The organism is Cellvibrio sp. PSBB006 (genome assembly GCF_002162135.1).
Lineage (GTDB): Bacteria > Pseudomonadota > Gammaproteobacteria > Pseudomonadales > Cellvibrionaceae > Cellvibrio.
The window spans coordinates 518,187-539,776 of the sequence record NZ_CP021382.1 but is presented as its reverse complement, the minus strand read 5'-3'; the positions used below and the strand labels follow the sequence as shown (position 1 = coordinate 539,776).

Below are 21,590 nucleotides of genomic sequence, written 5' to 3'. Positions count from 1 at the left end.
GGAGTTTTCCTCACTAATTTTATAGGGGCGTTTTTTCAAAGAAACGATTCAATGAGGCCGCAACGGCATCAACCTCGCCTTCCATATGTAAGTGGTGTCCGCCAGGCATAACCTCAACATCAACCTGGGGAAATACCGACACTTCACGCTGAAACCCGGAGAACATTTTGGGGATACCGCCCTCCGCCAGAATCAATTTTATCGGTGCGGTAATACGTGCAATAAACGCCTGCACATGTTCACGAGTCAATTTGATGGCTGACGGAGCCAGTAAGCGTTGATCTGTACTCCATTGATAACCCCCCGGTACACCTTTGACACCGCGCTCGGTTAATGCGGCAGCGGCGGCATTACTCAAGGGAAACATTCCCCGCTCGCGGGCTTTGACCGCCGAAGATAAATCTTTGTAGAGGGATAAGGGCTTGCTGGCCTGAGTGCGCAAACCCAGGATCGAGCGCGCCAATTGTTCCGGCGCATCTTCCATTTTTGTAGGTTCGGGCAGAAGCCCCTCTATGAGCGCCAGCCGCGAAATCCGCTGAGGGAAAGTACCTGCCGCCAGCATACTGATAATGGCACCGCGCGAATGTCCCAACAGGGTAAATTGCTCCCACGCCAGTTGATCCGCGATAGCAAAGATTTCCGCAACATCCTCCCAAATATTGTAGGGAGCGCCGCCAGGACGATGTGAACTTTGCCCATGTCCAGCCATATCGACTGCAACCAGATGCACATCATGAAGACGGGGCGCCAACGCATAAAAGCTTGCGCTGTTATCCAACCAACCATGAAGCGCAAGGATGGGCTGCTTACCCGGCTCGCCCCATTCCTGGGCTGCAAACGTTAATCCATCAATCTCAAACGCCATTTCACGTGGCATGCTCAATCTCCATTAGCGACTCACAAAAAAGCGTGGCTGAAGAATCGGCAGTTATCAAGTCGATGAATGGCGTAACCAGCGCAACTTGCCCATGTCGGCAGCAATGATGTCAATGTCCACACACGCCAGTGAGGCCGTGGCCATATCATGGTAGCCGTTAGCGGTGCCGCAGAGCGTATCGAGAATTTTACTGACCAGAGGCTGGTGACTAACCAATAACAACCCCTGGCATTCACTGAGTTGCAACTGGTTAAAGAGCAATTGGGGATCGGCATCGGGGCTTAGCAGCTCTGTGGTGTAAGGCTCCATATCACCGATCAATTCACCGGCGATTTCAGCGGTCTGCTGAGCACGCACCAAGGGGCTGACCCAAATGTGAGTCAACTCGCCCAAATCTTCCAATGAAGATTTGATCATTCTGGCCACATCAGCACGCCCCTTATCGGTCAACTGGCGCACATCATCTGTGGTCGTTCGAGGTTCCGCTTCACCATGTCGCAGAATAAACAGCTCCATATCCACCTCCCGGGCTAATAGCGTTATGAATTGTCAGGTTGTGTATCGTTATCGTTTTTCTTTTGCGCAGCTTTGGCTCGTGTGCGAGCGCGCGGTTTTTCTGCGATGACCACCTCTACTACTGGCGGCTCCTCGTCAATTGTGGGCCAATCTGCAAAGGGGAAAGGTTTTTCTTCGCTACTGTAGGTGAGGAATTTCAATGTTTGATAGATATAAGTAGAAAGCGAATGTCCGAAGCGCCGCAGGTTGATATTGTCCTGCCCGGTAATTAACGAGAAGACGAACTGCAACACCACCAATACCCACATGATAATGCTGGCAACTTGCAATAATGCTGCGAAGAGCAACATAAACACCAGACGCAACCAATGCCTGGACGAAAGGAGATTTGACTTTAGTTCTTCATTATTCATGATCGTTTTCCTGCGTATTCCACATCATAATTTTGTTCGCCCAACATCAAACCACGCACGACGTCTGCAATTTTTTTCTGTTCAAACAAAATACCATGTAAGCCCGATACAAGCGGCATATAAACACCTAATTCATCCGCTTTTTGTTTTACCTGACGCAAAGTATTGACGCCTTCTGCAACCTGCCCCAAACCGGAAACCACTTCATCCAGTGGCTTACCCTGCCCCAACGCATAACCCACGCGATAATTACGACTCAAATCAGAAGTACATGTGAGAATTAAATCGCCCACACCGGCCAAGCCTAAAAATGTCATTGGATTAGCGCCCATAAGGCTGGCAAAACGCCCCATCTCGGCAAGGCTACGCGTCAACAACATCGCCTGGGTATTATTGCCTGCGCCAAGCGCCGCAGCCATACCACAAATAATTGCATAAATATTTTTTAGCGCCCCACCCAATTCCACACCATAGCGATCATTGTTTGCATAAACGCGAAAGGTCGCAGAACTCAAGGTCGATTGGACACAACTGATAACCGACTGATGTTCACTGGCGATAACACTGCCAGTTTGTTGTTGCTGCACAATTTCTTTAGCAAAATTAGGACCACTGAGCACACCGATCCGATGTGAAGGCAACTCTTGCTCAAGAATCTGGCTCATCAAGGTAAAGCCTTCAGGCTCAATACCTTTGGCGGTACTGATGATAATTGCCTCTGGTTTGAGATAAACCCGCATCTGACGGGTTACTGCGCGAAATGAATGACTGGGAATTGAAACAAATATCAAGTCACTGACGGAGACAGCCGCTTCAAGATCAGCGGTAATACTCAGGCTGTCATGCAAGCGATAGCCGGGAAGGTAACGCGTGTTTTCGCGCGCAGATTGATATTCCGCTGCCTGCTCCGGCGAACGCATCCATAAACTGACGACGTGTTGATTACAGGCAATGATATTGGCAATAGCTGTGCCAAAACTCCCGCCCCCCAGTACTGCAACCTTTAATTTTTCACTCATAGCATTCAAATCCAAACAACGGCGTCATTAATGACAGGAAAACTGTAGCAATTCTGGTGGAGAAAAGTGATACGCAAGAGTAACTGTAACTTTTTTGCACAATAAAATTCACATTTAATTTGTCCACATTTTCTGTGGATAACTTAGTGGATACATTTTGGGAAACCATCGCCAAGCCGCAAAATATCTGGCCTAACTACAAATTGTGCATTTTTTGACCTTATTTATTTTTCCCTTATAAATCAATAAATTACAAACATTTATCCGAGCAAAAACAGGTTTTAGTGCAGTCTTCAAACAACTTGATTAATTCCGCACCCAAGGTGTGCATAAAAGGTTAGTGGACATTAACCGCGAACCGACCGTAGCCACAAAACTTTCATAATACAAGAGCATAATCACGTTAATTTTTGCTGCGTTTTACAGCAAACAAATGGTTAGCAGAAATTAAAAAATGCCCGGTTATTACTCATCGGCCAAATCTGCGCACCAAAGGTGAATTGAAGGATTTCTTTATTCAGGACGCGCCAGTAAACCGTAGCGGCCATCAACGTATAGCAAGGGATTAACATCATCCTCACCCACTAATACCTGGTGAATCTTGCCCACAACAATGTGGTGAGTGCCGTATTCCATTACCTTATCCGCCTGACAGAAAAAAGCTGCCTGGGCGTCGGTTAAATACGGCACACCGTTTTCGTCTTGCTGCCAGGCGCCAATGCTGAAGCGATCCCGCCCCTGCTCACGCCCGGCACACAGATTGGAAAGGTCCTGCTGACCAGAGTTCAAAGCGTTAATCGCAAAATGAGTGCCCGGGGTTGACAGGTAATCGTGCTGCGAAACTGTCTTATTGATGCATACCAATAAAGAAGCGGGATTGTCCGATACGGATGTGACAGAAGATACGGTCATGGCAAACAACTCGCCATTTTCTGTGCGCGCTGACAAGATACATACGCCAGAGGCAAGCCGACGCATCCCCAACTTCATTGCAACGCCTACATTATTGTTTTGCATACAAACTCCCAACGGACTGACGCACTATTCTGACCACAGACCCGCGTTGAAACAAGAGCAAGGCGTCATTGCTGATCATTAAGCCAGCGAGACGCAGATAATCTGCTCAATAGATCCAGATTATTTCAACGACTTAATCCTTTTTCGTTGACGATCCCTGAGCGCATGGGTATCATGCGCACCTCTCGAAATCAGGTGCTCCTGGTTTCATTCGGAGTGTAGCGCAGTCCGGTAGCGCGTCTGCTTTGGGAGCAGAATGTCGGGGGTTCGAATCCCTCCACTCCGACCACTTTACCTAGCTATAACGGGAACCTGCCAGGGTTCGACTTCCAGTATGCGCCCGTAGCTCAGCTGGATAGAGCATCCGCCTTCTAAGCGGATGGTCGCAGGTTCGAGTCCTGCCGGGCGTACCATTTGTTTGAAGCATTGGTGTCATTACCAAATAGCTGGTGAGTGTGTTAAAAAGTTTGTCTGCAATGCTACGGTGGCTGTAGCTCAGTTGGTAGAGCCCTGGATTGTGATTCCAGTGGTCGTGGGTTCGAGCCCCATCAGCCACCCCACTCCCCGTCCGTTAAACACTCCTTGCTAACTCAAACGCCAAACTATTGGTGTTTTTCGATAATCCTTCCCAAACTGCATCGCACCCTTTTTCTCCCTAATAAATGCTTGATACTGCTTACAATACAGCCGTGGCCAAGTCGCTAATATGCCCACAAAGCCGGAAATGACGTCCAAACGCTAGTGCAGACGATTAGGAGTAAAGGATTACCTGTTTTCACCATGTAAGCACTGGGTTATACCGCATGACCAAATGGGGCTTTCATTTTCCGCCCACTGGCAGCACCTAAAAGATAAGTACAGAATGAAAACCAAACATGCCGATGGCAAAGCGGTGAACGTTTATTGGGTACTGGAAGCCGCTGATATTCCTAGCGGTCTTGCATTCGTCCAGGACAAACGAGAAAAGCAGCATTATCTGTTAACCGTGACAGAACAGATGACTGTGTATACGCTCGCAAAGAAACTAGCATGGGTTGCGGACAGGATGAGCAAAATTACCGATGCGAGGAAAGCATTATGATTGAATACAAATTTGAAGAAGAAAAAGATTTCATTCTTCACTACGCACGAAAGCTTGATCGTCCAATAGTAATTAAAGTCATTGAGGCTGGCCAAGCCGTATCATCAGAAGAAGCCGATGCACTGGCCAAATTTTTTTGGGATATGGTCGATGAAATTGTAAAAGACAAAAAGAAAGGGGAAGTTGTAGCAGGGCAATCAGACCTTGAGGCCTGGAACGAGTACGTTTTTGAAAGTATTCGGGCATACCTCAGAAATAGCGGATATGAATCGGAATGGGAAAAACACGCATAACCCACATTTGTATTAGCAACTTCCATCTTCGATGGACAGAAGTTTTCATAGTTCTGTCCCCAATAGGCAATAGACCTATAAATGACGCCACTCGCAAGGAAGCGGGCAACACCAATAACCCAGTAATCACTGCCATAGGAAAATTTAGCGCCACAATCAGAACGTGAGAATGGCAGTAAAATATGGAACGATTATGGCTGACAAAATTGTCAACGGAATCGAAACAAACAGGAGATTCCTAGTATAGCAGAGCCATATAGAACTGGTGTCGTCGACATCATGCAATAGATATGAGACACCTGGCATGTAAATAACTCGGTAAATATCCTCTAACTTCCCACAAAATTCATCTTTGAATTTGTACCAAGTGAAAAATTCTTGTCCAGTAAAACAGAAATCCGAATCTTGCTCCACCAAAAAGTATGCTCCACATTCAGCCGCGTAACTTGCCAAGTTCAAAGCATTCCAGTTTTCATCGTTCATAAAATCACGCAGCGTCTTATAAAATATCACTATAGCCTCTCGATCCTTGCAAATTCTTTCACTACCATCTGTGTTGCTCCAGCAGGTCATTCGCCCAACAAATGCAAACCTTACCGTTCTTCCTCAGGAAGATAATCGTAAGAATAACTGAGTCGCAATGTATTGTGAAAATTATGCTTCCAACTTCAAAAATTGTTGCGTTGGATACATTTTCTCAGCTGCTTGTCGAATCTCAACAAATTTTTTGCTTAAGCCGATATCGGCAGCAGCTGTATTTTCAATCATTATTTGCGCAGCATCTATTGCCCCTCTGAAAGCGTATTCAGGTAAAGCGCGCTGATACTCTTCCAATGAGCAGGAGCGACCTAAAAGGTCCGCTTTACGCATCTCTGGCTGCAACACATTAGAATAGAACTTATTACGCTCGTAGACAGACTTAAGTGTTTGAATAAATCCATCTTGCTCGATGCTAAGTTCAAGCAGCAAATCTGGAAATTTTGTTAGCACCAACGACAGCTCGCCCACATCTACCCGCGAACCATCATGGAAATTTTCCACAGCCCGCATACTGAATGCAATAGAAAAAAAGTGATCTTGTTTTTGTAGCGTAAAAACAATATTTTTTATGGTGTTTAGCTGCACTGCCAAATTTACTAACGCCTTATTTATCAAAGCTACGTTTTTTTCGGTTTTTGTGTCTTCCTCTTCTTTACGACGTCTAGCTTCAATTCTATCGCTAAATTTGAAAGCAAAAAAAGCGCCTGCAAATGCACCCGCTACGGCTGTAAAAAAATCGGAAAGGACGCTGGTCCATGCAGGCAGCACTGCTTCAACTATAGCTAAGCTCGCGAAATACCAAAGCACTAAAGCACCGATGGCGATAAGAATGCCCACAATAATAGGATCGTTTTTTTCTCTGGTCATTATTACCTTGTCCTCCATAAACTCGGCTCCCGAAAAACCCAATTAACACAGTATACCTAGATCTCGATAATTGGATCTAGCCGGAGCTTCAAGGTGACCCCCAGCTCCTTTTCACTACTGAAAGCACTACTTTGGTTCGGAGCTTGAGTATTCATCGGTGAACCATTATCGGTATAAGGATGCGTGTGTAATGAAGCGGTATTCGCCACATCCACCGCCTGAATTAAATCACTGAGGATCTGCAACACATTCACCGATTCACTACCCAGCCACACCTTGCCACCGCCCTGCATTTTTATCAGTTGTTTGGCCACCGCCAACGAATCAACGATATTGCCTATCCGCCGCTTCAAGTCGCATCCAATTTTATTGCTTTGATCGCTGGCGGTGGTGATGTTGAGGTTATCCACGGCGGTGATATTCGCAGTGCCGGCGCTTAACAGTTTGAGTGTGCCCAGGGCTTCAATCACTTTTGCACCTAGCACCTGTTCGGTGCTTTGTGATAGCTATGGCGCGTCGCAACATTCCACCCCTACCCTTTTTCTTTACCTCAAAAGCTCCCCATTTAACCGTGCCTGTGGGACAATGCCGCCCTGTTTTCCCTTATAAGATCAACTGTCTAAGGTAGCTTGAACCCATGTCTGCAATGGTCCTCGATGGCAAGGCGCTTGCCGAAAAAACCGAACAAGAACTTTCCCAGCGTGTTGCGGCGCTTAAAGCCAGCAGCAACGGTCAAACCCCTATCCTCGCCACCATTCTGGTGGGTGATGATCCCGCGTCGGCCACGTATGTGAAGATGAAGGGCAACGCCTGTAAGCGTATCGGGATGGATTCGTTGAAGGTGGAGATGTCCAGCCAGACGACCACCGAGGAGTTGCTGGCCAAGATTAACGAGTTGAACCAGAACCCCAATGTCCATGGCATTTTGTTGCAACACCCGGTGCCGGAACAGATTGATGAGCGCTTGTGCTTTGATGCTATCGCCGCCGAAAAAGACGTTGATGGCGTGACCTGCCTCGGTTTCGGCCGCATGAGTATGGGCGAAGAGGCTTACGGTTGCGCAACCCCGAAAGGCATTATGCGATTGCTGGAAGCCTACAATATTCCCCTATCTGGCAAGCACGCCGTGGTCGTGGGTCGCAGCCCGATTCTGGGTAAACCCATGGCGATGATGCTGTTGAACGCCAACGCCACCGTCACGATCTGTCATTCCCGCACGCAGGATTTACCGGCATTGATCAAGCAAGCCGATATTATTGTTGGGGCCGTGGGTAAACCCGAATTTATTAAAGCTGAGTGGATTAGAGACGGCGCAGTCGTTGTGGATGCCGGTTATCACCCCGGCGGTGTCGGCGACATTGAATTGAAGCCCTTGGTGGATCGAGCTGCTGCCTATACACCCGTGCCGGGTGGCGTGGGCCCGATGACCATCAACACCCTGATTTATCAAACCGTTGACTCGGGTGAAAAGAAGATCCGTTCGTCCAAATAACCCTTTCTTTGGTTGATGTTGTCATAACTGCACTTTATGGTGGCCTAGTGGTAACCCTGAAAGATAACAAGGAGCAAGCAATGCGTAAGATAATCTTTTTTGTAATGACAGCCTTACTCACCCTGAACGCAATGGCCGCTGACAATATCAAGTACAGCTGTACTCTCGATGGCGTTGAGCGCGTGATTGAAGTGGTGTACCCAACAGCAGGTGAGAAGTTGCCCTGTGAAGTGCACTACACCAAAGCGGGCGAGACCGAAGTCTTATGGACTTACACCAACGAAATTGACAAATGCGAAGTTCAGGCAGAATCGTTTGTGCAAAAGCAAACAACCTGGGGCTGGCGATGCAGCAATGAGTCTGACCCGGTTGTGGATACCGCAACTGAATAAGTATTACCGCTTGAACAACACACATCAGGCGTTAGTGCGCCTGATGTGTTAACACCCTTCCCCATTAGTCATTCCATGCCTGAAACACTCGATATTCTTTATCGCGACGAGCACATCATTGCTATCAACAAGCCAAGTGGATTATTGGTTCACCGCAGCGCTATTGACCGACATGAAACTCGCTTTGCCTTACAGATCGTGCGCGATCAAATCGGCCAACATGTATACCCGGTCCATCGCCTGGATAAACCGACTTCAGGTGTTTTGTTATTTGCGTTATCAAGCAATTGCGCACAAAAACTCGGTACGCTGATCGCCGCCAATCAGGTGCAAAAAAATTATGTCGCTATCGTGCGTGGTTATGCTCTGGAAGAAGGAACTATTGATCATCCTTTAACGGAAGAACAGGATGCCTGTACGGATAAAAAAGCGCGAAGAGATAAACCGGCACAGGATGCACTCACACATTTTCAGCGCCTGGCTTGCATCGAATTACCTGTGCAGGTTGATAAGTACCCTCAAAGCCGATATTCACTGGTATCGTGCCAGCCTGTGACCGGTCGCAAGCATCAAATTCGTCGTCACATGAAGCACATCAATCACCCGATCATTGGAGACGCCAAGCACGGCAAGGGCAATCACAACCGCTTTTTTCAAGCGCATTTTAATGCGCATCGTTTATTATTAGCGGCAACCGATATCCGATTGCCCCACCCCTTTACAGAACACCCACTACATATTTCTGCGCCGCTGGATGAAACCTTTATGCAACTACTGGAACGTTTTGCCTGGCGCTCTGCCGTTCCCGCAGCCTGGCTGGGAGAATAACCATGAGACTGGATAAATTTATTGGCAACTCCACCGACCTGACACGCTCACAAATTCATCAGCTTATTCGGCAGGGCGCGGTATCCATCAACCATGCAACAGCTCGAAAAGCGGCACAACATATTCAAGCGAATGACGTCGTTAGCGTTAATGACGAGGTCATTGAGCGGCTTAGTGTTCGTTACATCATGCTCAATAAACCGGTTGGTTATATTTGCGCAAATCACGATGGTGAACATCCAACCGTACTGGATTTGTTGGACGAACCCAATAAAGCGAATCTACAAATCGTCGGCCGTCTGGATATTGATACCACCGGACTGGTGTTGCTGACTGATGATGGCCAATGGAATCACCAGATCACCTCCCCGCGCCGCGAGTGCAGCAAAACCTACCGGGTTACCACAGCAAATGCGATTGATGCGCAGACCGCCGATACCTTCCGCGACGGCATTTTGTTGCATGGTGAAAAAAAGCCGACTCAACCCGCAGAACTGCAACTGCTCACCAGTCATTCAGCGTTGCTGACGATTCGCGAAGGGAAATATCACCAGATAAAACGCATGTTTGCCGCTGTCGGCAATCATGTTGTGGAATTACATCGGGAACGTATCGGCGAAATAGTACTGGATGACAATCTACTGCCGGGTGAATACCGCCCCCTGACCAACCTGGAAATCGCGAGCGTTTAAGATGAATGATGCTGCCCTCACCTGGCTTACCCGGATGATTGTTCAGGAAAATGCTGCTGAAGCCTTGTGGTGCAGCGATGAAAACGTCTTAACGTCATTACCAACCATTGGTCAATGGCCTAACAAACCCTTCTTGATGACCAACCGTTGGGATGTTGCTCAACAAGCGGAGCAATTGGGATTCCACCATCGGTTCTGCGATTTCGATTTCAGTGAGATAAAAGCCGCCTCGCTAAGCCATGTGTTTTACCGCATCTCTAAAGAAAAACCGGTTACGCATCACATCATTAATCAAGCACATCGATTGTTGATACCGGGTGGTAAATTATTTCTCTGCGGGCAAAAAAATGAGGGAATAAAAACCTACATTGATAAAGCGGGAAAACTTTTTGGCTGCAAGGTATCGGCGCAAAAAAATGGCATGGTGTATACCGCCGTATTGGAAAACTTGATGCCACAGAATGATCAATGGCTGGACGACAATGTTTACCCGCAATTACGCCCTATCGATTCGCCTGATGGCGTACCTATCCATAGCAAACCCGGCTTGTTCGGCTGGAACAAGATCGACCAAGGCAGTGAATTTCTGATTCAGGCATTGCCTGCACTCTTGGCGCAATTACCTGAGCAACCCACCCGACTGCTGGATCTGGGCTGCGGCTACGGATACCTGACCCTGATGACCGCCGATCTGCCACTGGAACAGCGGACACTGACCGACAATAACGCAGCGGCGCTCCATGTCGCACGCCACAATTGCGAACTGAATAACATCACCGCCGACGTCATTGCGGCCGATGCAGGGGACCAGATTCAGCAGACCTTCGACCTCATCCTCTGTAATCCGCCGTTCCATCAAGGGTTTAGCGTGGACGGCGACCTGACGGACAAATTTATCATCAGCACCAAGCGTCTATTGGCCCGACACGGCACCGCTTTATTTGTCGTGAATCAGTTTATTCCCTTGGAAAGAAAAGCCCGGCAGCATTTCCGCCAGGTGAATATCCTGGCTAACAATGGCAGCTTCAAGTTGGTGACCCTCGGCCATTGATTCAGGTTATTTACTCAACCAAGCCCTTTTCAAATAAGCAATATTTACAGGATACCCATCTCAGCCAAACCCATTTTGCACAGTCTTAATACAGCTTGGGGAATATTTGAGCGGACAGGTTTCAATGCCGCCTTTAACAGCGCTAGACCCATGATTTTTTTGAAAAAAGGGGTTGACCGAGGGGGGCTTCGACTATAGGATACGCACCACTTCCGAACAGGAAGCCGTAAATCCGCCTTAGCTCAGTCGGTAGAGCAAATGACTGTTAATCATTGGGTCGCTGGTTCGAGTCCAGCAGGCGGAGCCAGATTAAAGATGAAAAAGGCCGCATAGATTGCGGCCTTTTTTATGCCCGTTTGGTGGAGATCCGCGTGATGGTCGTTATAGGAAGTTATCAGACACAGCGATCTTCGCATCCGCCATTAACCACCCTCTTGGGTCCAGATGCTATTGGGAGACCAGGCCATGTTTAAAGTTAACGAGTACTTCAACGGCGCCGTAAAATCCATCGCCTTTCAAACCGAAACCCTGCCCGCCACCGTTGGTGTTATGGCAAAAGGTGATTATGAATTTGGCACCAGCCAGAAAGAATACATGACCGTCACCAGCGGCAGCCTGACCGTTATCCTCCCTGGCAACGAAACCGCACAAACATTTAAGGCTGGTGAAACGTTTGAAGTTGAAGCGAACCAACGTTTTAAAGTGACTGCTGATGTTGAAACAGCTTATTTGTGTTTGTACGAATAAGGTGGATTTGTTTTTGGCACGCTGTAGCCCGTTTGTCATTAGGCCTTTTGTTTCGAAAACGCATGAATACATCCTTGTAGCTCCCTCAAGTCGTCCGTGACTTGAGGGTTTCGAAACAAAAGGCCTAACGCCAAACTTGTATTGTGCTAATGACGAACTATTTAAATGCACCTCGTCATACCAGTGAAAAATCTAGCGCTTATCAAAAGCACTCTAAAAAGATTATTCCCCACAAAAAACTACCGGTTTAGTCGGCTCATCCAAAAAAGATCGCAAAGATTGATAAACACAGTCATCGCTGTTAATTACTGCATGGCCGGTGTTCGGCACTACATGCAACTGGCTATTCGGCCACTCGCGGTGTAACGACTGCGCCCACTCTACCGGGGTAATTGGATCAAGTTTACCCGCCAAGATTAGTGCAGGTACATCCGGTAATGCCAATGTCGAAGCAACGGTCACCGATCCTTCTGATAAAAAATGACACGCCTGGTATTGCCATAAATCACTCGTGTACTCACGCCAACGCGGATATTTTTCCAGCTCCTGCTGATAGGCTTCGCGGGATGATATGCCGTGGTCCCGGCAGTCCACCGCCATAAATACCAGGCTGTAAAAACCGTCATCCAACGCATTCTCAACAAAGGGCTCCATTAATGACAGGAGTGCTCGGTTGTCATTGTCGATAACAGCGTTGATAGCGTTGGGAATACGCGGCCATTGATGCTTGCTGTAAAGCGCTGAAAAAACGGCTGATATAAAACGGTGATCATTAACCACCAATTCTATCGGAATGTCGCCATTGTGTCGTGCTACTGTCAAGGTTACTGGCGTTTCGCGAAGTTGACTCAGCGCAGCATCCAGAGCGAGTTCAATTGGCAGGTCTGTTGCGCAGGATTCGGTTGCTTCACACCACTGGAAAAAATTCGCAAATGCCCGGTCAAGCACGGCGGGGAAACTCGTTACGCCACCGCGGTTGGCTGGATAAATCGAATCCAGAATTAGGCTGCGCACCGGATTGTTCTTTGATCCTGCATGCACGTTTGCTGCTTCTATGGCAACGCGGGTTCCATAAGACACACCCAATAAATTCCATTGCTCGTAAGGCAATAATTTCATCAATGCCCGCACATCCTGCGCGTGGCGTTGAGTACCGTAATGCTCGGGATTAAACGGTGGTTTTGCCTTGCGCAGTTGTGCAAAACAACCGTCCAACACCGTGTAGCCCTCGCGCAACTCCTCAAGCACAGTAGCATTACGCTTTAACACTGCAAGGCTGAGCTCGTCGTATTCCCGACATTGAAGCGCTGGGCGGCTGCGTCCGGTACCACGCGGGTCCATAAGAATGAGATCACGCCCCAGCGCCATGTTGTCACGCCAACGTAACCAGTAGGCGATGCCTTCATCATTCAAGCCGGCACTCGCCCCGGGACCACCTTGCAAATAAAAGACAGCATCCGGTTTTTTGTCATAACCAGGATCTTCAATAATCACCACCGGCAATACAAAACTGCCCGTCGATGCCGCGGTGTGCAACTCACCGCAGCGAATATTTTCCTGCCATGGGACTTCGAACCAACAGTTTTTAAATAAAAAGCGATATTCGTCAAGAGTCGAAGATGACGGCGTTGATTGCTCATTTGACGGTGTTGTCGGATGAAAAAAAATTATCACAAGCAAAACGGCTGACAACAAAATACAGGCTGTAAAAATGGTAGCGCGATATCTCATAACGCTGGCCAGGCCAAAGTGTCAGGGTGCATAAAATCTTGCATCGCTTCAATGAAGCGTGGTTGCAAAAATACGTCTCCATGGCGCGGCATAACCTGATAGCAATAGGTCTTACTATTGAGCGGAAAACGCAATTGAAAAGCATGCAAGTAAGTGCGATCTGCATGTACATCCTGTCCACCATAAAGTTCATCGCCCCAGATAGGCGCGCCGATGCTTTTTAAAGCGACGCGGATTTGATGGGTCTGCCCTGTATAAGGCTTTACTAAAAATAAACGCTCTCCGTCGCCGAGCGATTTACTGAAGAATTGCGTAATGGCAGGATTACTCTGGTTAATCGTTAATTTCCAGGCACCACGTCGAGCTCGCTCCATATCACCTTTAATCAAGCCCTGCTTTTTTCGGGGCTTGCGTTTGCTGACGGCCAAATAATATTTTTCTACCTGGCGTTGGGCAAAGGCTTCCCCCAACATACGATTGGCCGTGGCTGTTTTGGCCATAATTAACATGCCGGAGGTGACTTTATCCAACCGATGGACAGGATAAAGTTCATTAAGCATCTGCTGCTGTTTTACGGTTTCAAATAATCCCGCCTGGTCGCCTTCACGGTGAAAACTGACACCGGGATATTTATAGATGACGATAAAATCTGCCGTGTCGTCGAGCAAGTCATACATAAAAACAATGCCGCTAGTAAGATCGATAAAATTCTGCTTGAGCATAACAGTCATATACTCATTCAACCATATGAATGCATGGGTTTGCGCCGCAAAAAACTATCCAGGCCATAGCATCTGACGGGCGAAAGTTTATACTAGCTTCAAGTGTCCGCTGTTGGTTGCATGAACGGGACCCATATTTCATTACCCTATGAGCGCCTATTGCGGCGCCCCGGATGACGTTAGATCTGCTCAATCATGGACGATACGAGGTAAGACCAGATTAACGTATCACATGATTACCGGCAGCCAACGCGGACACCCTCTTCCCTTCAACAAGGCTTGCGTATAATCTCACGCTTTCTTCGGTAAATACTCGATAAGCGTCCTGCATGACCACTGAAAAAACTCCTCCGCACGTCAGCGAATCCCATCTCGAAAAATATCGCCAGCAACATCAGTTGCGTTTGAGCTATATGCCCTGGCTATATGCGCGGCTAAAACCGAGCCATCGTGTCTGGGCACAAGCCTGGCAAGATGAGTGGCAAGCATATTTGCAAGCGATGGAAAATATTGTGATCGGCAAGAATTGTTTTATCGCACCGGAAGCGCGTTTATTTGCCGAACCTGGGAGAACCATCGTGATAGGCGACAACAGTTTTATCGCCGCTGATGCAGTGCTTCACGGGCCGATCACTTTGGGCAGCAATGTGTCCATTAATCATCATGTCACGCTGGATGGCGGCAGCAAAGGCATTGTCATCGGTGATGATTCACGCCTGGCTGCTTATTGCCATCTGTATGCTTTCAATCACGGCATGTCCTCCACGAGATCTATCAGTGACCAGCCGGTCACATCCAAAGGCATCACCCTGGGCTGCGATGTCTGGTTAGGTGCACATGTCGGCGTTGTCGACGGTGTCACTATCGCTGATCACGCTATTGTCGGTATGGATAGCGTTGTCACGCACCCCGTAGAGGCCTTTGCTATTGTGGCGGGTAATCCGGCGCGCCCTATCGGTGACCGCCGGAATAAATCATAAAAAAGCCCGCAGGCATGCACCGGCGGGCTAATAAACAGAAGATTGTGGAAATCCCTACTCCAAAGAACAGGGATTTCATGAAAAGTATAGCGGCTTAAAAAATTTCCGGTATGCGACGAATTGTCGCAAGGCACAAAATAGCTAGAGGCCATCTCAAAAATCGGCTGGCGAGACTCAGGCAAGGCGAAAAGCTGGTGAGGAGCGGAGTTTACTCAAGTAAATGAGCACCGGAATCAGCTTTTCAACGCAGCATCAGGTCGTCAGATGATTTTTGAGATGGCCTCTAGTTATTTGTCCAGCCAGCTTTTGAGTTTATCCAGCTTTTGCTTGTCGTCATCAGAAAGATTTTCTTCCAGATTTTCCTGTAACTTGTCTTTAGCCTCTTTGCGCAATTCATTGTTTACCTTTTTACGCGCCGCATCGACAACCGGTGTCAGGAGTACATTGGCCAGTTCTTCAGCGGACAACCCGGTTTGCCTGTCACCCAGGTTAGTTAAATGGATATCCTCCATCGCCAACTGCCGCTCACCAAATTCCGATGACAGCAGATCGAGAGACATGTTAGTAAAACTGACTTTTTCCAGCATAAAACGTATATCCGGGCGCGCGGTAGTCGGCGCAGACTCTTTAGGGGCTTTGCCGCTGTCGGCCGTAATGTTGTCGTAAATCTGCTGCAAATTAATATCGGCAAGGCCTTTATGCTCCGCGGTTAATGTCGCCCCATCCACAGTAAGCTCCTTGATGACCACCACATCATCGGCCAGGGATGCGGGCTCGATCTGCAGCAGAATCTGGCCAAGGTGTATGGCATTTTCGGATGAATAGCCGGCAGGATTTTTGACGGCGATGCCCTGGATTTCACCGCGTCCTTCGGTTAATTCGATATTGACCTGATCAACCGCAACAACGGTTTTGGTCACATCAGCGCCCACGCTCTCGATGGCCATTTCAACCAGCGAATCCAGATTCTTCAGGCCGATAAAGATCGCGATGGCGAGTACTACAGCCAAAGCAATTACAATACCGATAATAATTTTCATGGCTTTCATAGAGCTGTCCCTTGTGGTGGTTCAGGTGGCAATTGTTGTGTTAAAAGCGCTGGTTTGCGCGATGTTTTAACGGATAACAATGCTGCCGGGAAAAATAATGCGTCATAGGCAATAAAAGACAAAAAGCATATCATAGCCAGCGAAACGATAGTGGCCAGGAGCTTTTTGCGCGATGTTTACTGATGCCTTTGCATTAAAAATACTCAATTTTCTTGCCCTTGGCTTTATTACCCTCACAGGTTTGGTGGTGTTGGCAATTCTGGTGATGTATATCATTGATATCACCCAACACACCCACACCCTGCGTCGCAACTACCCTGTGATCGGTCGATTCCGCTATTTGTTCGAACACCTGGGCGAATTCTTCCGGCAGTATTTTTTTGCGATGGATCGGGAAGAAATGCCATTCAATCGCGCCGAACGCGCCTGGGTTTATCGTGCAGCCAAAAATGTCGACCTTAATTCCGGCTTTGGCTCGACCCGCGAATTGACACCCACCGGAACGGTTATGTTCCTTAACGCCGCCTTTCCGGTGCTGGAAAAAGATGCGTCGCTGCCATCCCCCGTGACCATCGGCCCCTTCTGCCGCACGCCCTACACCACCAGTTCGCTGTTTAATATTTCCGGGATGAGTTACGGGGCCATTTCGCGCCCCGCCGTGCTGGCGCTGTCACGCGGCGCGGCCAAAGCGGGATGCTGGCTCAACACCGGCGAAGGCGGCCTGTCCCCCTATCACCTCGAAGGCGGCTGCGATCTGGTCTTTCAGATAGGCACAGCTAAATACGGTGTGCGGGATCTTGAGGGCAACCTGAGTGAAAAGCGCTTGCAGGAATTGGCCGCTATCGAACAGGTTCGCATGTTCGAGATCAAATTGAGCCAGGGCGCAAAGCCGGGTAAAGGCGGCATATTGCCGGGCGAGAAAGTCTCCGCCGAGATCGCCGCGATTCGCGGGATTCCGGAAGGGCATCCATCTATCAGCCCCAATGGTCATCCGGATATCCGTTCCGTCGATGATCTACTCGACATGATCGGCCATATCCGCGCTATTACTGGCAAACCGGTGGGGTTTAAAGCCGTGATCGGCGAAAAAACCTGGTTAATTGATTTGGTTAAAGCCATCCGCGTGCGCGGCATTGAACAGGCACCGGATTTTATTACGCTCGACAGCGCGGATGGTGGGAGCGGTGCGGCGCCGCAGCCATTGATGGATTATGTTGGATTACCCCTGAAAGAAAGTCTGCCCTGGGTGGCAGACCTGCTGCGCGAGGCTGGTTTGAAAGAGCGCATCAAATTGGTTGTGGCCGGCAAGTTGGTCACGCCCTCTATGGTGGCCTGGGCCTTGGCCACCGGTGCAGACTTTATCAACAGTGCGCGGGGTTTTATGTTTGCGCTGGGCTGTATCCAGGCCATGCAATGCCACAAAAATACTTGCCCGACAGGCGTTACTACCCATAACCCCAAACTACAAAAAGGCCTGGACCCTACCGACAAAGCCCAGCGCGTCGCCTTCTACCATAAAAACCTCACCTATGGCGTAGGCCTGATTGCCCACGCCTGCGGTGTCAACGAGCCGCGCCAGCTGCGCCGGGATCATGTGCATATCGTCATGGCTAATGGCATCTCGGCGCCACTGAGTGAACTCTATCCTGAACCGATAGTCATTCTCGGAGATGACGAAACCAGCCACCCTGCCAACACCAACCGCTATTCTTCCGCCGTTGAGGTAAGCCCCAATGATTAAGCCCCGTTATGTGTTATTCATCCTGTCCCTGCTGATCTGCTCACCAGCGGTGACAGCCAACTCTTTCAGCGACGCCCAAAATAAAGGGGTGACGATCGAAAACCTGGGTTGGTCTGATCGCAACTATCTGGAGAAACAGGTAGCCACCATTGATGAAATCGCACGCACACAAATGGGCACCCAGGTACGGCAGAATCTGGACGATCTCGACCTGCTGCAAAAGATTGTGGACCGTGGATTGATTCCGCAAAACGATACACAGGATCTGCAAGCGATGGGCGCGGTGCTCGGTAACGTCATGATCGCTGATATACCCGCACTGGAATGGAAAGTGTATGAAGATTCCCTCGGCCGCAGCCGGGCGCTTTGTGTAAAAGGTATGCGCGAATGTCTTTTTCCTATCACTATGCTGTCCCGCCGCATGGAGAAAGGGCTAAAGCCTGATGTTAAAAGAGTCTATGAAGAGGCGCTTGAACTGATGGCCGACCACCTGCCCCAATATCCCTACGGCGGCGGTACCATGCGCAAATTGCGTCATTGATTTGCCGGTTGTCACATGAGAGCCACCTCCCTATAATGCGCCCACTCTCTCAGGGGAGTAATCTGCTGGCAAAGGCCTGAACGGCCCGGATCAGCGCTGTTGTCAACAGACTTGCACACCGTGCATGGCAACAGCGTCCTCGCTCAATGCGCTGGATTGATGAGACCTGAGGTATTGCTGCTGACCATGCGGGACAGCGGCAGTGCCTCTGGTTTCGGTATCCCGCAGGATTCATTCATGGAAGCTTTCCTCAGTTCTACCCTCGCCGTTGCTATCGCCGAAATCGGCGATAAAACCCAACTCCTGGCTCTGTTCCTCGTCTCCCGTTACGGGCGCCCTTACGTCATTAGCCTGGGCGTTCTCGTTGCTACCATCCTTAATCATGCCCTCTCGGCCTGGCTGGGCGCCTGGCTGGCCGACGTGATTCCCGAAACCTGGATACCCTGGTTAATCAGCGGCAGCTTTATCCTGGTGGCACTCTGGTTATTGGTGCCGGATAAAGAGGAGGATGACATGGGGCGCTTCGCTAAATACGGCCCGTTTATGGCCACCTGCGTATTATTTTTTCTGGCGGAAATTGGTGATAAAACCCAGATTGCGACGGTTATCCTCGCCGCAAAATACAGCGAGACTTTGTGGATGACCATTGCCGTTATTGCCGGCACGACTCTGGGGATGCTGCTGGCGAATGTGCCCGTAATTTTCGCCGGGCGCTGGCTGTTGGAACGCTTGCCGTTGGACTACGCGCGCAAAGGCGCGTGTGTACTATTCGTGGCGCTGGCGATAATTACATTGGTTAACGCTTAAAGGCGCCGCCCAAAAATACTGGTTCTCACTCATCAGAATGTGCAGAAATCCGTTTGCATGCCCTCAGCAAATGGTTTTCTGCACATTATCTTTATACTTTTTCTAAAGCCATGCGAATCTTGTCTGCCGCCAATGCCAGGGTTTCCGCATCGGCATTTTTTGCGAAGCCGAAATTCAGGTCATTCATGGAATCCATCGGCACCAGGTGAATATGGGTGTGCGGAACTTCCAACCCGGCGATCATCAAACCGATGCGTTGTGCGGTGTAGACACGTTTCAGCGCATTGCCAATCTTGTGGCTGACCTGCATCAGGTGATGGGCCAGTTCCACCGGCAGGTCAGTCCACTGATCAATTTCCGCCTTGGGAATCACCAACACATGGCCCGCACGAATCGGCTGAATCGTCATGATGGCCACGCAGTGGTCATCGCGCCAGACAAAATGTCCCGGTAATTCACCCGAAATAATTTTGGTAAAAACACTTGCCATTACACCTCTCCTTTCATCAATAAACCGCGATGCCATAGCGCAAGAGTGCTCGCGCCAGCACGTCATCTAACTGAGGTAAATCCTCATCTTTCAATTCAATGAATGGCACCTTGTACTTTTTGTAGAGGGCCTGTTTATCCAATTGTGTGGCCAATATTGAGGCCTGTGCATTGCCCGGCCAGTAATCGATACACAACCTGACTTCAGGAATATAAAAATGGCTCTCCAGCGACTCATCACCTAACTGCAAGGGGTAGTTGTGCGCATGCACTACTCCGGCCACATACAACCAGTTATTGATCATTCGTTCGGCCCGATGGTTCACCCGTCGTCCGTCCAACGTCGGTAGATCGTCCGATACATCACCGTGCAATTGCGCTACGGCGGCGAGCAACCCGGGATGATCCAACACGCTTTCCGGCCAGGTTACAAAGGGAATACCGGACTGCTCACTTTCCTGTTGCTGACCACCGAGTTGTTTGCCCATCGGGGTTACGAGCCAGCCGCGAATATGTTTGGTAATCCAGCCGCGCTCAGCCAGCAATAAATTCATCTGCCTTGCCGGGAGTTTTAATTTGTTGCCCAGGTTGGTGGCAGTCAGCGGCGCTTCCGGTAGCAACATAAACAACGGATGTTGATGAACAGACTCCGGCCAGGCAATGTATTCGCCGTATTTGGGATGGTTGACGTATATGCCACCCTCGAATTTACCTTTCTCGGTAAGCTGCCAATGATTATCCACTTTGACAATCCAGCCACCACCGGTAAGCAGGATAAACAGCTCTTTACTTTCTTTTCCCAGCAAGCGCGCCAGCGCTGTCGTCGAGATATGTTTTTCAGTGCGCGATGCCATGCCTTACTATCCTGTACTTTTTGCCGTCGCTGAAGCGGCAACCAGTCTAACCCAGCGCTTGACCGCTGTGTATAATGCCCTTCCTTTTCTGCGGAATCACGCCATGCATATCTGGGTCGATGCAGACGCCTGCCCCAAACCCGTCAAGGAAATACTGTTTCGCGCCGCCGTGCGCGCCCAGGTGCCAGTGACGTTGGTTGCCAATCAATATCTCGCGGTGCCACCTTCCCCCCTTATTCGTACTGTGCAAGTCAGCAGTGGCTTTGATGTGGCGGATGATCATATAGTGCAGTCAGCACAAGTGGGCGACCTCGTTGTGACGGCCGATATCCCGCTGGCAGCAGAAGCCATTGCCAAAGGTGTGGCGGTTATTAATCCACGTGGTGAACGCTACACCCTCGATAACGTGCGCCAGCGTTTGAACATGCGCGATTTTATGGAAACCCTGCGCAGCAGTGGTATTCAATCCGGCGGACCGGCGCCTTACAGCCAGCAGGATAAGCAGGCATTTGCCAACGCACTGGATCGCTTTCTCGCGGCAGCGCGCTAATTTTTTGTTACAAAGTTCGCATTCCGCTGGCTTAAAACAGTCGAAGCCCCTATACTTCGCGCACTTTCAGTAAAGCCTCCTTATTGCGAAGATGTCGTTACGGGGTGATGCTGAACAGACAGGATGTCTGAGGGCTGCCCATGATCTATCGCAGATACATTCCATCGCCGACATGAGTGTCGCGACGTCCAGCCTGCCAAAAGTGATACAACCAACAACGAGCGAACCGGATTGCTCAATGGTTGTGAGGTGCAATTGCTGATTTCATAGTTTTGACCAGCGCACCAGGGAATCGTTGATT

The 21,590-nt window shown here is 49.3% G+C and carries 25 protein-coding genes and 4 tRNA genes; 17 read left to right on the top strand and 12 right to left on the bottom strand.

Annotated features, from left to right (window positions below; translation table 11 throughout):
- Positions 1-19 precede the first annotated feature (19 nt).
- The 5 genes from CBR65_RS02510 to CBR65_RS02490 all read right to left on the bottom strand — a co-directional run bounded on the left by CBR65_RS02510 (position 20) and on the right by CBR65_RS02490 (position 3,842).
- Entirely contained in the window at positions 20-877 is an 858-nt protein-coding gene (locus CBR65_RS02510; protein WP_232461325.1) for an alpha/beta fold hydrolase, read from the bottom strand.
- A gap of 54 nt (positions 878-931) precedes the next feature.
- Positions 932-1,393, bottom strand: coding sequence for a phosphohistidine phosphatase SixA (sixA, locus tag CBR65_RS02505; protein WP_087465393.1), 462 nt, complete (start codon positions 1,391-1,393; stop codon positions 932-934).
- Between the two features lie 23 nt (positions 1,394-1,416).
- A complete protein-coding gene (locus CBR65_RS02500; RefSeq protein ID WP_087465392.1) occupies positions 1,417-1,806 on the bottom strand; it encodes a DUF4389 domain-containing protein in 390 nt (129 codons plus the stop codon).
- Entirely contained in the window at positions 1,803-2,825 is a 1,023-nt protein-coding gene (locus tag CBR65_RS02495; RefSeq protein WP_087465391.1) for an NAD(P)H-dependent glycerol-3-phosphate dehydrogenase, read from the bottom strand. Before CBR65_RS02495 ends, CBR65_RS02500 begins: the two co-directional genes overlap by 4 nt.
- Before the next feature lie 513 nt (positions 2,826-3,338).
- Positions 3,339-3,842, bottom strand: a complete 504-nt coding sequence (locus CBR65_RS02490; protein ID WP_087465390.1) for a flavin reductase family protein — start codon at positions 3,840-3,842, stop codon at positions 3,339-3,341.
- Positions 3,843-4,054: 212 nt separating this feature from the next.
- On the opposite strand from CBR65_RS02490, the gene CBR65_RS02485 reads away from it, so the two are divergent.
- The 5 genes from CBR65_RS02485 (at position 4,055) to CBR65_RS02465 (ending at position 5,216) form a co-directional block, all read left to right on the top strand.
- Positions 4,055-4,131: transfer RNA gene (locus CBR65_RS02485), tRNA-Pro, on the top strand.
- A 47-nt stretch (positions 4,132-4,178) separates the two neighbouring features.
- Positions 4,179-4,255 (top strand) — tRNA-Arg (locus tag CBR65_RS02480).
- Between the two features lie 71 nt (positions 4,256-4,326).
- Positions 4,327-4,402: transfer RNA gene (locus CBR65_RS02475), tRNA-His, on the top strand.
- Positions 4,403-4,704: 302 nt separating this feature from the next.
- Entirely contained in the window at positions 4,705-4,923 is a 219-nt protein-coding gene (locus tag CBR65_RS02470; RefSeq protein ID WP_157671953.1) for a hypothetical protein, read from the top strand.
- A complete protein-coding gene (locus CBR65_RS02465) occupies positions 4,920-5,216 on the top strand; it encodes a hypothetical protein (RefSeq protein ID WP_087465388.1) in 297 nt (98 codons plus the stop codon). The genes CBR65_RS02470 and CBR65_RS02465 overlap by 4 nt, the downstream gene beginning before the upstream one ends.
- Positions 5,217-5,870: 654 nt before the next feature.
- On the opposite strand, the gene CBR65_RS02455 is transcribed toward CBR65_RS02465, so the two are convergent.
- The gene (locus CBR65_RS02455; protein WP_087465386.1) at positions 5,871-6,641 is read right to left on the bottom strand and encodes a hypothetical protein; all 771 of its coding nucleotides are present in this window, start codon (positions 6,639-6,641) and stop codon (positions 5,871-5,873) included.
- A 38-nt stretch (positions 6,642-6,679) separates the two neighbouring features.
- Entirely contained in the window at positions 6,680-7,093 is a 414-nt protein-coding gene (locus tag CBR65_RS02450) for a hypothetical protein (RefSeq protein WP_087465385.1), read from the bottom strand.
- 167 nt (positions 7,094-7,260) lie between these two features.
- On the opposite strand from CBR65_RS02450, the gene folD reads away from it, so the two are divergent.
- From folD to CBR65_RS02415, 7 genes are all read left to right on the top strand, one after another.
- Positions 7,261-8,115: a bifunctional methylenetetrahydrofolate dehydrogenase/methenyltetrahydrofolate cyclohydrolase FolD gene (gene folD / locus CBR65_RS02445; RefSeq protein ID WP_087465384.1), complete on the top strand. Its 855-nt coding sequence runs from the start codon at positions 7,261-7,263 to the stop codon at positions 8,113-8,115.
- 80 nt (positions 8,116-8,195) lie between these two features.
- On the top strand, positions 8,196-8,507 hold the full coding sequence (locus tag CBR65_RS02440; protein ID WP_198300859.1) for a hypothetical protein: 312 nt from the start codon (positions 8,196-8,198) through the stop codon (positions 8,505-8,507).
- Between the two features lie 75 nt (positions 8,508-8,582).
- Positions 8,583-9,335: a tRNA pseudouridine(65) synthase TruC gene (gene truC / locus CBR65_RS02435; RefSeq protein ID WP_087465383.1), complete on the top strand. Its 753-nt coding sequence runs from the start codon at positions 8,583-8,585 to the stop codon at positions 9,333-9,335.
- Positions 9,336-9,337: 2 nt separating this feature from the next.
- Positions 9,338-10,027, top strand: a complete 690-nt coding sequence (gene rsuA / locus CBR65_RS02430; RefSeq protein WP_087465382.1) for a 16S rRNA pseudouridine(516) synthase RsuA — start codon at positions 9,338-9,340, stop codon at positions 10,025-10,027.
- Position 10,028: 1 nt separating this feature from the next.
- Complete coding sequence (locus CBR65_RS02425; protein WP_087465381.1) at positions 10,029-11,078, top strand: methyltransferase; 1,050 nt, start codon at positions 10,029-10,031, stop codon at positions 11,076-11,078.
- Positions 11,079-11,309: 231 nt separating this feature from the next.
- Positions 11,310-11,385: transfer RNA gene (locus CBR65_RS02420), tRNA-Asn, on the top strand.
- A gap of 158 nt (positions 11,386-11,543) precedes the next feature.
- Positions 11,544-11,825 carry a pyrimidine/purine nucleoside phosphorylase gene (locus CBR65_RS02415; protein ID WP_087465380.1) on the top strand — a complete coding sequence of 94 codons (282 nt, stop codon included), beginning with the start codon at positions 11,544-11,546 and terminating at the stop codon, positions 11,823-11,825.
- Positions 11,826-12,047: 222 nt separating this feature from the next.
- On the opposite strand, the gene CBR65_RS02410 is transcribed toward CBR65_RS02415, so the two are convergent.
- Together CBR65_RS02410 and CBR65_RS02405 are read right to left on the bottom strand one after the other, a co-directional pair.
- Positions 12,048-13,499, bottom strand: a complete 1,452-nt coding sequence (locus CBR65_RS02410) for an alpha/beta hydrolase (RefSeq protein ID WP_157671952.1) — start codon at positions 13,497-13,499, stop codon at positions 12,048-12,050.
- Positions 13,500-13,552: 53 nt separating this feature from the next.
- Entirely contained in the window at positions 13,553-14,287 is a 735-nt protein-coding gene (locus CBR65_RS02405) for a TIGR01621 family pseudouridine synthase (protein ID WP_232461324.1), read from the bottom strand.
- 320 nt (positions 14,288-14,607) lie between these two features.
- Here CBR65_RS02405 and CBR65_RS02400 point away from each other — a divergent pair, with 320 nt between their 5' ends.
- Positions 14,608-15,258, top strand: coding sequence for a DapH/DapD/GlmU-related protein (locus CBR65_RS02400; protein WP_087465378.1), 651 nt, complete (start codon positions 14,608-14,610; stop codon positions 15,256-15,258).
- A gap of 287 nt (positions 15,259-15,545) precedes the next feature.
- Here the strand turns inward: CBR65_RS02400 and CBR65_RS02395 are convergent, their stop codons facing one another.
- A complete protein-coding gene (locus CBR65_RS02395) occupies positions 15,546-16,307 on the bottom strand; it encodes a hypothetical protein (protein WP_087465377.1) in 762 nt (253 codons plus the stop codon).
- 172 nt (positions 16,308-16,479) lie between these two features.
- Here CBR65_RS02395 and CBR65_RS02390 point away from each other — a divergent pair, with 172 nt between their 5' ends.
- The 3 genes from CBR65_RS02390 to CBR65_RS02380 all read left to right on the top strand — a co-directional run bounded on the left by CBR65_RS02390 (position 16,480) and on the right by CBR65_RS02380 (position 19,396).
- Positions 16,480-18,048 carry an FMN-binding glutamate synthase family protein gene (locus CBR65_RS02390; RefSeq protein WP_087465376.1) on the top strand — a complete coding sequence of 523 codons (1,569 nt, stop codon included), beginning with the start codon at positions 16,480-16,482 and terminating at the stop codon, positions 18,046-18,048.
- Positions 18,041-18,589, top strand: coding sequence for a DUF3806 domain-containing protein (locus CBR65_RS02385; protein ID WP_087465375.1), 549 nt, complete (start codon positions 18,041-18,043; stop codon positions 18,587-18,589). Before CBR65_RS02390 ends, CBR65_RS02385 begins: the two co-directional genes overlap by 8 nt.
- Positions 18,590-18,748: 159 nt before the next feature.
- Positions 18,749-19,396 (top strand): TMEM165/GDT1 family protein, encoded by a 648-nt coding sequence (locus tag CBR65_RS02380; RefSeq protein WP_232461323.1) that lies wholly within the window; start codon positions 18,749-18,751, stop codon positions 19,394-19,396.
- A gap of 91 nt (positions 19,397-19,487) precedes the next feature.
- On the opposite strand, the gene CBR65_RS02375 is transcribed toward CBR65_RS02380, so the two are convergent.
- The gene (locus tag CBR65_RS02375; protein WP_087465374.1) at positions 19,488-19,886 is read right to left on the bottom strand and encodes an HIT family protein; all 399 of its coding nucleotides are present in this window, start codon (positions 19,884-19,886) and stop codon (positions 19,488-19,490) included.
- A 16-nt stretch (positions 19,887-19,902) separates the two neighbouring features.
- Positions 19,903-20,739, bottom strand: a complete 837-nt coding sequence (locus CBR65_RS02370) for a 4-alpha-glucanotransferase (protein ID WP_087465373.1) — start codon at positions 20,737-20,739, stop codon at positions 19,903-19,905.
- Positions 20,740-20,842: 103 nt separating this feature from the next.
- Between CBR65_RS02370 and CBR65_RS02365 the strand changes: the two genes are divergently transcribed.
- Positions 20,843-21,289 carry a YaiI/YqxD family protein gene (locus CBR65_RS02365; protein WP_087468878.1) on the top strand — a complete coding sequence of 149 codons (447 nt, stop codon included), beginning with the start codon at positions 20,843-20,845 and terminating at the stop codon, positions 21,287-21,289.
- The last annotated feature ends 301 nt before the right edge of the window (positions 21,290-21,590 follow it).